The following is a 12,510-nucleotide window of genomic DNA, read 5'->3' as shown; positions in this document are numbered from 1 at the left end:
TCCCCTTCGCTTTCCCGGACTACCGGGGTGGAAAAGGGGACTAGACCGGGGTGGAATCCGCCGAAACCCTCGCTTCCAGCTCCTCGCGCGAGTTCACGCCCAGCTTGCGGTAGATGCTGTTGACGTGGGTTTTGACCGTCGATACCGATACGTACAGCTCGGCGGCCGCCTCCTTGTTGCTGCAGCCGGCCGCGATCAATTCGGCCACTTCGCGTTCCTTAGGAGAGAGTTCCTCGGCGGCTGAAGGTACGATCGGTTGGGCCCGGTGCCGCCTGGCCAAGAGTAGATAAGCGAGTACAGCGCAGGATAATCCGGTAACCAGTAGGGCAACCCAAAGGAAGGTGTTCTGGCGGCGCAGGCGATGATATTCCAGTCCGCCAAGGTGTTGCTCCACGGCATCCAGGTAGGTAACCGGCAGACCGGCCGTTTTCGTGGCGTGGTGTGCGGCCTCCAGATCGGATCGGGTGGGCGTATCCGGTCCGAGCATACCCAGCGCGAAGACCGCTACGTAGGGGTCGGTGTCAGGATGGTGGAGCAGGCCTCGCAGGTAGCCTTCCCGCAGTTCCGTCGCCAGCGACTCCTGCCGGTCGGGCACTATGTAGATACCGGTCGAGAGGCTATCCAGCTGCCGCTGCGCCGCCAGCAGGCTACGATTAGTGGGGGAGGGGAACTGTAACGTCATTCCTGCTACTTTCAGGTTGGCTTCCCCATCTAAGACAAAGGTGAGGTAGTGCCGTTGCGCGAAGTTCATGCTGATGGGCGGCTCGCTGCGATCGCGGTAACGCAGCCGATAGAAGGTGGGGGCATCCGGGAGAGCGAGGTGGGGGAAGGTGAAGTGCCCGGTGCTGTCGATCTCAGCCCGGGCCAGCAACTGGTAATCGGCGATGGTGATCATATCGAGGGGAACCTCGAGCAAGTCCAGGTACACGACCTGTCCCCGGTAAGCTTCCGGTGACGTACCCGTCAGGCGAACGGGGCCGCCGAGCAGGGCAACGGTCGGCAGACAGAGTAATACCCAGACCAAGTAGCGGATCATGAACCAAAAATACGAGAGGAAGCGATGGCGGCGGGTGTGACCGCCGGATTTAACCGAAGTTTAGGGTCGTGCGAACTGACCGGGATGCTGGTTCGCTATTATGCACGAATCTAGGGAAGCGGTTTTCTACCTGCGCTCCGCCGCCGAAATGTTTAAGCTCGTACCTTTAGCGTACTTACCTCAGCTTACGCCCTCGCTAGTGAAACCATTTTTCTTCTGCCTCGCCCTCGCGTGCCATACGGTTGCGTGGGCGCAAACGCTCACCTTCGACGAGCACGATGCCAACCGGGCGCCCGAAGCCATTGCCGTCCGCTTTACGGATGGCATCGATTTGGACGGTCAACTCGACGAACTGGAATGGCAGAATGGCGCCCCGGCTAAGGACTTCTGGGAAACCTTCCCGTCGGATACCTCGCGATCGACCTATCCGACGGAGATCTACTTCGGCTTCGACGACCAAAACCTGTACGTGGCCGCCATCTGCCGTACCCCGGGTAGTGCCTTTGTCATTCCCAGCCTGCGGCGCGATTACCGGGCGGGGGGGAACGATAACATCACCTTCGTTTTTAATCCGTTCCGCGATAAAACCAACGCGATCGTGTTCGGCATGAACCCCTACGGCGTGAACCGGGAGGCGCTGATCTACAACGGCGGGGAAAGCAGCGAGGACTTCCGGGAGGAATGGGATAATAAATGGCGGGGGGAAAGCTATATCGGCGAAGACTACTGGTCTTGCGAGCTGGTCATCCCCTTCTCCAGCCTGCGCTTTCCCAGCGGGGCTACCGAGTGGTTCTTCAATAGCTACCGGATGGATACGCAGAGCAACACCCGGAGTACCTGGCACCGGATACCCCAGAACCAGACCATCATGAGTCTGGCTTACATGGGGTCGCTGAAGTTTCAGGGGGGAGCGCCCGCCGCGCAGGGTAAGAACATTGCCGTCATTCCCTACGCGGGGGGCGGCATGCGTAAGGACTACCAGGCGGATACCCCCACTGACTTTGACGGGGACATCGGCGGGGATGCCAAGGTCGGCATCGGCAGCGGACTGAACCTGGACCTGACGGTCAACCCCGACTTCAGCCAGGTGGAGGTGGACGAGCAGGTCATCAATACGACCCGCTTCGAGGTTTTCTTTCCCGAGCGGCGGCAGTTCTTCCTGGAGAACGCGGATCTGTTCGGCTCCTTCGGCTTCGAGCGGGCCAATCCCTTCTTCAGCCGCCGCATCGGCGTCACGCGGGATACGACCACCGGCGAAGGGCTGCAGAATGCGATCTACTTCGGCGCCCGCCTGAGCGGCAAGCTCAACGACGACTGGCGGGTCGGGCTGCTCAACATGCAGGCGGCTAAGAATAGCGATCAAGGGCTGCCCAGTTTCAACTACACGGTGGCCGCCACGCAACGGCGCATCGGAGCCCGTAGCAACGTGGGGGGCATCTTCGTGAACAAGCAGAATTTTACCAACTTCTCCGACTCCACGGAGCGCAACCCCGATTTTAACCGGGTCGCCGGTCTGGACTTCAACTTGGCTACCCGCGACAATGCCTGGAACGGCAAAACCTTTGTCCACCGCAGCTTCAGCCAGCTTGACGGCGGCGACGACTATACCCACGGGCTGAACCTGGAGTACCGCCACCGCAACTGGAACATCGAATACGACCACCTGTACGTGGGGGAGGAGTTTAACGCCGAAGTGGGCTTCGTGCCCCGGCGGGGTTATTTCACGAGCGGACTGCAGGCAGCCTACATTACGTACCCAACCAATCCGGGCGTCATCCAGAAAGGACCAGTTTTTGAAGCCCGGCTATTCTCCCAACCGGGGGATGGCCTGACCGACCGAAATGTTAGCGGCGGCTACCAGTGGCGCTTCGCCAATACCAGCCGCTTCAATACCGGGGCGGGCTACGAGTACATCTTTCTGTTTGACGACTTCGATCCGTCGCGGACGGGAGCTACCCCGCTGCCCGGCGACCGCGGCTACGGTTTCTGGCGGGCCGGGGCCGAGTACGAAAGCGACAGCCGGAAACGCGTGAGTACGGGACTGGAAACGGAGGTCGGGGAGTTCTTTAATGGCTACGGGTACAGTCTGAGCGGTAATCTCCAGTACCGTTACCAGCCCTTCGGGAGCATCGACCTGCGCTTCAGCTATCAGTACATCGACCTCCCCGACCCCTACGCGAGCAAGGCGCTCTTCCTGATCGGCCCCCGGATCGATTTTACTTTTACCAAATCGGTCTTCCTCACCACCTTTCTGCAGTACAACGACCAGATCAACAATATTAACGTCAATGCTCGCCTCCAGTGGCGCTTCGCGCCGGTGAGCGATTTCTTCCTGGTGTACACCGATAACTACGACAGCCTTGACCTAGGCGTCAAGAATCGGGCGATCGTAGCCAAAGTGACGTACTGGCTCAATATTTAGACGGCGAAAAGACGTCACGACGGTCGGTTTTCCGTTCAAGACAATCTTTCGTCCGTACCAGGCGTTACCCTGACCACTTGAGTAACACTATGCGGCCAACGACCTTGCTTTTATTTCTGGGATTCCTTTGCTTTACCGGGACCGCTCATGCGCAGCTACAGATGCGCGGACTCGAGGTCGGTCCCTGGCTCGGCGGCGCTTTTTACCTCGGTGATTTGAATACGGAATTCCGCTTCAACCGGCCCAAACCCGCCGGCGGCATCGGCGCCCGCTACAACTTCAACCATCGCCTGGCCGCCCGCGCCAGCCTGAATTACGGACGGCTGGTAGCCTACGATAAGGACAGCGGTAACACCTTCGAGCAGCGCCGTAACTTGAATTTCGTTTCCGACGTCTTCGACTTCACCGGCCAGTTCGAGTTCAACTTTCTGCCCTACTACCACGGAAGCCCCAAGTACTTCTTTACGCCCTACGCCTTCGTCGGCTTTTCCGCCTTTCACTTCAACCCGCAGGGCGTCACGCCGGACGGACAGACCATCAAACTGCAGCGCCTGGGCACGGAAGGGCAGGCCGTAGGTGACGAGTACCACCGGGTCAGCGTAGCGCTGGCCTACGGGGTTGGTGTGCGCTGGGACCTGACTTACGAGCTCAGTATGGATGCCAGCCTTAGCCTGCGGAACACCGCTACCGACTACCTGGACGATGTGAGCACCACCTATCCCGATCCCGAACAATTGCGGCGGTTGCGTCCGAACAGTCCTGCCGTCCGGATGAGTGATCGCAGCTTGCCGGGCCCCGATGGTGATCAGATCGATCGTACCGGTACCCAGCGTGGCGACGATACCAACAACGACCACTACCTCTTCCTGGGCATCGGCATCAATTACTACTTCGGCGACGTGCTGTGCCCTAAGGTCTTCAAGGGTAAGAAGGTCAGGGTCAAGAAGGTGAAGGAGCGCCGGAACTGACCAGGTCCCGCTTGATATCGCGGACCAATCCGGGGCCGGCGTATACCATCCCGCTGTAGAGTTGGATCAGCTTAGCCCCTGCGGCCAGTTTCTCGCGGGCCGATGCCACGTCTTCAATGCCGCCCACTCCTACGATATCGAGGGTTTTGTCACTTTGCTCGTAGAGGTAGCGGATAACCTCCGTGGACCGCTGCCGCAGGGGAGCACCACTCAATCCGCCATTACCGATTCGCGCTACCTTATTCGGGCTCGTGACCAGCGGTTCCCGGGCAACGGTGGTATTGGTGGCGATGATGCCGGCGATGGCGGTATCGCCCACGATCTGGAGGATGTCATCCAGTTGGGCCTCGTTTAAGTCGGGGGCTATTTTCAGCAGAATGGGTTTGCGCTGCCACAGTTCCCCGGGTCGTCCGAGGCCCAGGCGTGGGCGCTCGGTCCCCCGGTCAAGTTTGTCGTTGAGTTCCTGCAGGGTGGTGAGTAGGCGGGTCAGCGGCTCGCGGTCCTGGAGCGCCCGTAGATTGGGTGTATTCGGCGAACTGACGTTGACCACGAAGTAATCGACGAGCGGGAAGAGCTTTTCGAAGCAGTGGACGTAATCCGATGCCGCCTCCTCATTGGGGGTATCCTTATTCTTGCCGATGTTGCCCCCGAGCACGGTCATACCGGGCCGGCCGTCGCGGAGCAAACGGCGGGCGAGGGCGTCCACGCCTTCATTGTTGAAACCCATGCGATTGATCAGCGCGCGATCGGCGGGCAGCCGGAACAGGCGGGGGGTAGGGTTGCCGGGCTGGGGTCGTGGAGTGACCGTACCTAACTCCAGGAAACCAAAACCGAGGCTGGACATATCGCGGTAGTACTTACCGTCCTTGTCGAAACCGGCGGCCAGTCCGACCGGGTTGGAGAAGGGAAGTCCGAAGACGTTCCGCTGTAGGGATTCATGACTGTAGGCGTACTGTTTGCGGAAGGCTGCACTGACGCCGGGCAGACTCAGCGTGGCGGCGAGCCCCTGCACGGTCAGGTGGTGCGCCCGTTCGGGAGCAATACGAAATAGTAAAGGCTTCAGAATGCGGTACATGCCGCGAAGCTACGCATCTTGCAGCACCAGCAGGGGTACGGTGCTGTTGAACACCACCTTGCTAACCGTGCTCTCGTTGAACAGCCGACCGAAGAAACCGCGGTCGTGGTAGATCATCACCAGCAGGTCGGCATCGTGAAGCTTCACGGCCTGCTTGATTCCGGTGGCGATGTTATCATCCTTTCCGCTCCGGATTTCGAAGCGATGGTTGATGCCCTCTAGGTATTCAGGAAGTTTGGGGTCGTAGCCCATACCGTCTCCGTCTTCGTCGCCGTGATAGACGATCAGTTCGGCGTTGTACGCCTTCAGGATAGCCTTCAACGGTTGTAGAACGTGCGCGCCGGCCAGTTGCTTCTCGTCAACGGCTACGAGCACGCGCCGGAACTCCTGAAAGCCGACCTTATCGGGTACCACCAGCACGGGAATTTTGGAATTCTTGATCACGGAGTTGGCCACACTACCCGTGAACATCTCGCGGGCGGCATCGCTGCCCTTGGTTCCGGTGACCAGCAGGTCATAGTTTTTAGCCTTGGCCACGCGGGTGATGGTGGGCCCGGGATCACCGTCAACGGTGTGGGTGTCGATGGTGGCGCCGTTGGACAGGCGGCTACTGATGTCTTGTTTCACCTTCCCCATGGTCTCCATGGCTTCTTCCCGGATGTGATCTTTCATGTCGACCAGGGCCCCCGCGGCGGCGGAGTAGGGCTCATCGACGGCGGAAACCAGGGATAGTAAGCTACCGAAATGATTTGCCAGGGAGACGCCGTACTGAACGGGGCTGCTGGCACTTTCGGAGTAATCGGTGGCGACCATGATCTTTTTCATCGGGATGTTTCTTGGTTGGAACGGGATAAAGGGCCGGGGGTTTGCGGCGCGGCGGCGCGACTTCACTATAGCGGGCTAATGGCAGCTTGCGTTACCTGGGTGGTGTCGTAGCCGACGAACTCGGGTGCTAATCTTTCGTACCTTCGTCTTTGAAAACATGCGCTTCGATCAGCTCATACACCAGCCCCCCGGGCTTGACCAGTTGCGGCAAATGGCAGCCATCGATAGGCTTCCCCACGCCAATATGCTGCTGGCGCCTCCGGGTGGGGGCGGGCTACCCGCCGCCCTGGCCGTAGCGACGCTTCTGTTGTGCGAAAATCGACAGGGTCCGGAACACGATACGCCCTGCGGACAGTGCCGGGCGTGCCGGAAGACGGCCGGATGCGTCCATCCCGATCTCCACTTCGCATTTCCTACGGTCGGATCCAAGGCGACCAGCGATCAGTTTCTCCCCCAGTGGCGGGAGGCCATTAAGGAGAATCCGTACCTGGAAGCCAACGACTGGTTGCAGCGTATCGGTGCCGAAAACAAGCAGGGGAATATTAACCGGGATAACTGCGCGGCTATCCTGCGGAAGCTCAATCTGAAAATTTTCGAAGGTCGGTACAAGATCATGCTGATCTGGCTTCCTGAATATTTGGGTAACGAGGGAAACCGCCTGCTGAAGATGATCGAAGAACCACCGGAGAATACCATCTTTCTGCTGGTGACGGAGCGGCTGGAGCTTATTCTGACCACGATCCTCAGTCGTTGTCAGCTCACCAAACTGCTCCCTCCCAACAACGAAGAGATAGCCGCGGCCCTGCAGGCCCGCGGACTACCGGAACTCCGGGCAACCGCCGCCGCCCGGCTGGCCGCCGGTAATTATAACGTATCGTTGTCGCTGGCGGATAGCGATGCCGACGCCCACGGAACCTTGCTACTGGACTGGATGCGCGCCTGCTTTCAGGGAAGTCCGGCGCGGCTTGTCGCCTGGACGGACGACTTCGCTAAGCTTGGCCGGGAAACGCAGAAGCATTTCTTACGTTACTGCCTGCATTTTTGGCGCGAATTTCTGTTACTATCCGTTACCGGGAACGCCGGACAGGGTGTCCGTCTTCCCGAAGCCGAACTGGCTAGTGCCACGAAGATGTTGTCGCTGATCGATGCCGATCAGCTGGCCGACATCGCCGGGTTGTTGAGCGAGTGCGCCGAGCATATCGAGCGCAACGCCAACCCGAAAATCCTTTTTCTCGATGCGGGTATCCGCATACATCAAATACTCCGCCACCGCGAGCCCGTCAGGGCGGCAAGGGCGTAGACATAAATGACCTGACCAATGGGATGTACATCCTGCGGAACACCACAAGGCTGCGGTAGCAAAGGCAACTGCGGCACCGGTTCTTGTAATAAAATGAGCACCTTCGATTGGCTCAGCCATCTCGGGGTAGACGATGCCTACACCACCGACATTGTCGAAGTTAGCTTCAAAGATGGCGCTTCCAAAGGCTTTTACCACGCGCCACCCGAGCTGGGGGTCTTCACCGGCGATTTCGTGGCCGTTGAGACCAGCAATGGCTACAACGTAGGATCCATATCCCTGAGCGGTGAACTCGTGCGGCTACAGCTCAAAAAGAAGAACGTCAAGGAGGCTAAGGTGACGGAAAGTGTCCTCCGCAAAGCCAATGATCGCGACCTGGAAAAAATGCACGAGGCGCGCCGCCAGGAAATCCAGGCCCTGACGACCGCCCGCGCTATCGCGCGGACGAATCACATGGCGATGAAAATCACCGATGTGGAATTTCAGGGGGACGGGCGCAAGGCTACCATCTATTATACCGCCGATAACCGGATCGACTTCCGGCAGTTGGTAAGGCAGTTTTCCCACCAGTTACGGGTAAAAATCGAGATGCGGCAGATCGGACCAAGACAGGAGTCCGGCCGCCTTGGGGGAATTGGAAGCTGCGGTCGTGAGTTGTGTTGTTCGACCTGGCTCAGCGACTTTCAAAGCGTAAATACCGCGGCGGCCCGCTACCAGAACATTGCCATCAATCAGAGCAAGCTGTCCGGACAGTGCGGGCGACTCAAGTGTTGCCTGAACTACGAGCTCAATACCTATATGGAGGCTCTGGAAGCCTTTCCCAAGAAAGCAGATAAATTGCGTACCGAGGCGGGCACCGGGCAGTTGGTCAAAACCGATATTTTCAAAGGGTTGATGTACTATACTTACCGGGAAAATCGGGGTTTATTGTTCCCGATTCCGGTCGAGAAGGTCCACGAGATACTGGCCATGAACCGGGATGGAAACAAGCCGGCCGATCTGCAGACCTTTCAGCAGGCGGTGGATACCAAAGAAGACTTCGTCTACGAAGACGTCACCGGGGCCGTTGAGTTGCCCGCCGAAAAACGCCAGCGCAAGCGGAGCAACAAGTCCAATAAGCGGCGCAAAAATTCCGGTAACGCTCCGAAGTCCGAGAAGGCGGACGGCTCCGGGAATTCGGGAAAATCACGCCGTAAAAAGCGTAGCCGGAACCGCAGGAAGCCCCGCAAGGGCGGTGATGGAAATAAGGAATAAGCCCCGCAGCAGTCATCTTTTCGGCAGGTAATCAGTTACTTTACCCAACCACCTCTAAAGATATATTCATGAATTTCGACCTCACCATTATCGGTAGTGGCCCCGGCGGCTACGTAGCCGCCATTCGCGCTGCCCAGTTGGGAATGAAAGTCGCCATCGTAGAGCGTTACAACAGCCTGGGAGGCACCTGCCTCAATGTGGGATGTATCCCATCTAAAGCACTGCTGGACAGCTCCGAGCATTACCACAACGCGCACGAGAAATTTACGGAGCACGGCATCGATCTGAGCGGATTGGCGGTCAATATGCCGCAGATGATCAAGCGCAAGAATGAGGTCGTCGATCAAACCGTCAAGGGGGTGCAATTCCTGATGAAGAAGAACAAAATCGAAGTCTTCTACGGTCACGGAACCTTCACCAGCCCCACGGAATTGTCCGTCAAAATGAATGAGGGCGAGGATCAGACCATCACTTCCAAGAACTTCATCATTGCTACCGGATCGAAGCCCATCACCCCGGGGATGTTCAACTACGACAAGAAGCGGGTCATCACCAGTACCGAGGCCCTGAATATATCGGAGGTTCCGAAGAGCATGGCCATCATCGGCGGAGGAGTCATCGGACTGGAGCTCGGAAGCGTGTTCGGGCGATTGGGCACCGAGGTCGACGTCATCGAGTTGGAAGACCGCATCCTGCCAACAATGGATAAGGACTGTAGCAAGGAGTTGACGCGTGCTCTAAAGAAAACCGGTCTGAACTTCTACACCAGCCACAAGGTGACCCAAGTGAAGGGGGGAGACACCTCGGCTACGTTGACCTTCGAGAAGCAGAGCAACGGAGAAGCTACCACCAAAGAATATGACTATGTCCTGCTGGCCATGGGCCGGCGTCCCTACACGGACAAGCTCGGTCTTGATAAGGCAGGCGTGGAACTCGACGATCGCGGTCGGGTAAAGGTCGACGATCACTTGCAGACCAACGTCGCCCACATCTACGCCATCGGCGACGTGATACGGGGAGCTATGCTCGCTCACAAAGCGGAAGAAGAAGGTATCTACGCCGTGGAGCACATGGCCGGCGAGAAGCCGCACGTAGATTATAATCTCATCCCCGGTGTGGTGTATACCTGGCCCGAAGTAGCGGCCGTCGGGAAGACCGAAGAGGAGCTGAAAGAAGCCGGCGTCAAGTACAAGTCCGGTAAATTCCCATTCAAGGCACTCGGGCGGGCCCGCGCCAGTATGGATATTGAAGGAATGGTGAAGGTGCTGGCCGACGCGGAAACCGACGAGATACTTGGCGTCCATATGGTCGGGGCCCGCACAGCGGACATGATTTCGGAAGCGGTAGCGTTGATGGAATTCCGTGCAAGCGCGGAGGACGTTGCCCGTATGAGTCATGCCCACCCAACCTATACAGAGGCCTTCCGGGAAGCGGCACTGGCGGCTACTGGCGACCGGGCCCTCCACGTATAATCAGTCGAGAAAAGAAAAGGACCAGCGTGTCTGACTGGTTGGGTATGTCCTCCCGCTTACTTGGTCACCACCAGTTTGAGTAGGCGGTGATCCGACCAGGGGGAATTAACCCGCTCCACATCGACTACCGTGAGTGCGGTATCGACCATGAAGTAGTCGATACGTAGCCCCGGCAGCGGACCGGTAAAGGTTGTTCCCAAGCCGGTACCTGCCTCCGCCCAGGCATCCCGTAGACGGGGCGAAAGTACCGTATTGTAGGTATAGGAAGACGGCACATCGTTGAAGTCACCACCAAGAATAACCGGATACGGGCTTTCTTCCACTAGCCTGCGGATGAGTTGCGCCTGCGCGGCCCGTTGTCGGGTGGTTCGTCCGTACCCGGCCAGCATCTGCCCGAAGGTGGTGACTTTGTCGGAAACGGATTCCTTATCGCTGATACCCTCCGCCATCCCACTAATCTTATTGGATTGCAGGTGCGTATTGATGACCCGAACGGTCCCTATCTCGCTGCGTACATCGGTCAGTAAGACACCGTGGTAGGAACTTTCGAAGTATTCGGTCCGGCCAACGATGTCGTTCGCATAGGTTGCCACCATCGTTTTTTCCTGCTGGTGACGTTCCCGCAGTTTACTACCTGCCTTGATCTGATCGATATAAGTAACCTTCCGGTAAGTAGGCCATACCTCCTGTAGTAAGAGGACCTCGGCACCTAGCTGGCCGAAAAAATCGCGGGCGACCTCCAGTCCGGCATCGGAGCGATCGGAGCGGCGAAACATGCGTTGGTTTCCGGTCACCAGGGTGAGCGTTGCCGTTTCGTCGGTAACCTTAGTGGATGAGGACGGCCAGGCGAAAAGACGATCCAGGATGGGGCTAGCAAAGACAATTACCAGGACCGGAAGGATGATGGATCGCCACTGCTTTCGGGAAACCTGAATGAGAATGAAGACAATAGTAATTAGCAGTAAGCCCGGAAGTAAGAGCGCGATGATTGCGGGAGGCCAAAAGATCTCCGGGGATACGTACCGCGCCAACAGCCCGAAACCGGCGGTTAGGGCAATAAGATTTCCTACAAGCGAAAAGAGGGTACGCACCGGTAATTAATTTCGATTGCTCGCTCGGAATAAAAATTCCTTCTCGTCCTTGGTCAGGCTGTTGTATCCGTCCTCCTTGATCTTGTCGAGAATGGCATCGAGTTGTTCCTGATGGCTTAGTGTGCTTTCATCTGACGCACCACTTCCTCCGGATGATGGTTTCGACCGGGAACTTCCGCCCGCGCGCCGCATGAAACTAGGCCGTTCCTTCGCCGCGGTCTCCTTGACCGATCGACCACCCCGAAAGGCCGCCCGGGGTCCGCGACTACGGTGGTCCTTACTCGGACGGAGGATGCTGTGATAAAATCCGTTGATTCGTTCAATGGCCGTAGCCACCGGTGCGGTTAAATCCGTACCCCGTCGCAGGTACCAGGAAAAGAGAAAGCCGACAAAGATGCCGCCGAGGTGCCCGAAGGCCCCTCCCGTATTCATATCGCCGCCGATCCCAATGATATTCATGATCACGATGAAGGCGGCGATGTACTTCAGTTTGACGTTACCCAGCAACAACAGCCGGACGCTATAGTCCGGGGCGAAGACCGCAGCGGCAACTACGATGCTCATGACGGCGGCACTGGCTCCGAAGGCAACGCCACCCCCACCGGGAAAATTAGGCAGGGCGGCACCGATGAAGAAGAAAAGAGCACCTCCCAGCCCACCGAGTATGTACAGCGGGAGCACCCGACGGTCGCCCAGCAGGTCACCGAAGATGCGTCCGAACCAGAACAGGAACAGCATATTCCAGAGGATATGCCAGAAGCCCTCGTGGAGGAACATATGGGTAATAATCGACCACGGATGGGTGAGCATATGCCAGCCCGAGCTGGAGATTGCCAGGAAATCGCGGATGTCATAGTACAGGTTCGGCGTTTCCCAGCCTTCGAAAACCCGTAAGAACACCCAGGCCAGGTTGATGACCAGGTAAACCGCGACATTCACGATGATAATGCGGTTGATCATGTTGCCATAATCGAACTCCCGGCGAATATCGTCCCAGATGGATTGTAGCATAATTGGCGAAGGTGTGCCTTTACAAACGTTTACACGGGGAAAAGATTTACCCGGTC

10 protein-coding genes are annotated in these 12,510 nt (G+C 57.9%); 5 read left to right on the top strand and 5 right to left on the bottom strand.

What is annotated here, in order from left to right; genetic code table 11:
- Positions 1 to 40: 40 nt before the first annotated feature.
- Positions 41 to 1,036: a helix-turn-helix transcriptional regulator gene (locus tag DRW39_RS22830; protein ID WP_116106875.1), complete on the bottom strand. Its 996-nt coding sequence runs from the start codon at positions 1,034 to 1,036 to the stop codon at positions 41 to 43.
- Between the two features lie 199 nt (positions 1,037 to 1,235).
- On the opposite strand from DRW39_RS22830, the gene DRW39_RS09865 reads away from it, so the two are divergent.
- Positions 1,236 to 3,458 (top strand): DUF5916 domain-containing protein, encoded by a 2,223-nt coding sequence (locus DRW39_RS09865; protein WP_198664837.1) that lies wholly within the window; start codon positions 1,236 to 1,238, stop codon positions 3,456 to 3,458.
- 77 nt (positions 3,459 to 3,535) lie between these two features.
- Complete coding sequence (locus tag DRW39_RS09860; protein ID WP_232830110.1) at positions 3,536 to 4,426, top strand: DUF6089 family protein; 891 nt, start codon at positions 3,536 to 3,538, stop codon at positions 4,424 to 4,426.
- On the opposite strand, the gene DRW39_RS09855 is transcribed toward DRW39_RS09860, so the two are convergent.
- A complete protein-coding gene (locus DRW39_RS09855) occupies positions 4,398 to 5,501 on the bottom strand; it encodes a quinone-dependent dihydroorotate dehydrogenase (RefSeq protein ID WP_116106873.1) in 1,104 nt (367 codons plus the stop codon). The genes DRW39_RS09860 and DRW39_RS09855 overlap by 29 nt on opposite strands.
- 9 nt (positions 5,502 to 5,510) lie before the next feature.
- A complete protein-coding gene (locus DRW39_RS09850) occupies positions 5,511 to 6,326 on the bottom strand; it encodes a universal stress protein (protein ID WP_116106872.1) in 816 nt (271 codons plus the stop codon).
- A 157-nt stretch (positions 6,327 to 6,483) separates the two neighbouring features.
- Here DRW39_RS09850 and DRW39_RS09845 point away from each other — a divergent pair, with 157 nt between their 5' ends.
- The 3 genes from DRW39_RS09845 (at position 6,484) to lpdA (ending at position 10,352) form a co-directional block, all read left to right on the top strand.
- Complete coding sequence (locus DRW39_RS09845) at positions 6,484 to 7,626, top strand: ATP-binding protein (RefSeq protein WP_116106871.1); 1,143 nt, start codon at positions 6,484 to 6,486, stop codon at positions 7,624 to 7,626.
- Positions 7,627 to 7,719: 93 nt separating this feature from the next.
- Positions 7,720 to 8,880, top strand: a complete 1,161-nt coding sequence (locus DRW39_RS09840) for a stage 0 sporulation family protein (RefSeq protein ID WP_232830109.1) — start codon at positions 7,720 to 7,722, stop codon at positions 8,878 to 8,880.
- A gap of 68 nt (positions 8,881 to 8,948) precedes the next feature.
- Positions 8,949 to 10,352 (top strand): dihydrolipoyl dehydrogenase, encoded by a 1,404-nt coding sequence (gene lpdA, locus DRW39_RS09835; RefSeq protein ID WP_116106869.1) that lies wholly within the window; start codon positions 8,949 to 8,951, stop codon positions 10,350 to 10,352.
- A gap of 56 nt (positions 10,353 to 10,408) precedes the next feature.
- Here lpdA and DRW39_RS09830 read toward each other — a convergent pair whose 3' ends face one another.
- Positions 10,409 to 11,443, bottom strand: a complete 1,035-nt coding sequence (locus tag DRW39_RS09830; RefSeq protein WP_116106868.1) for an endonuclease/exonuclease/phosphatase family protein — start codon at positions 11,441 to 11,443, stop codon at positions 10,409 to 10,411.
- Positions 11,444 to 11,449: 6 nt separating this feature from the next.
- Complete coding sequence (locus DRW39_RS09825; protein ID WP_116106867.1) at positions 11,450 to 12,454, bottom strand: rhomboid family protein; 1,005 nt, start codon at positions 12,452 to 12,454, stop codon at positions 11,450 to 11,452.
- Between the last annotated feature and the right edge of the window lie 56 nt (positions 12,455 to 12,510).

The organism is Lewinella sp. IMCC34191, from assembly GCF_003390935.1.
GTDB lineage: Bacteria > Bacteroidota > Bacteroidia > Chitinophagales > Saprospiraceae > Neolewinella.
Note: the sequence above shows the minus strand (reverse complement) of the source record. Positions and strands in the feature narration are given on the sequence as shown.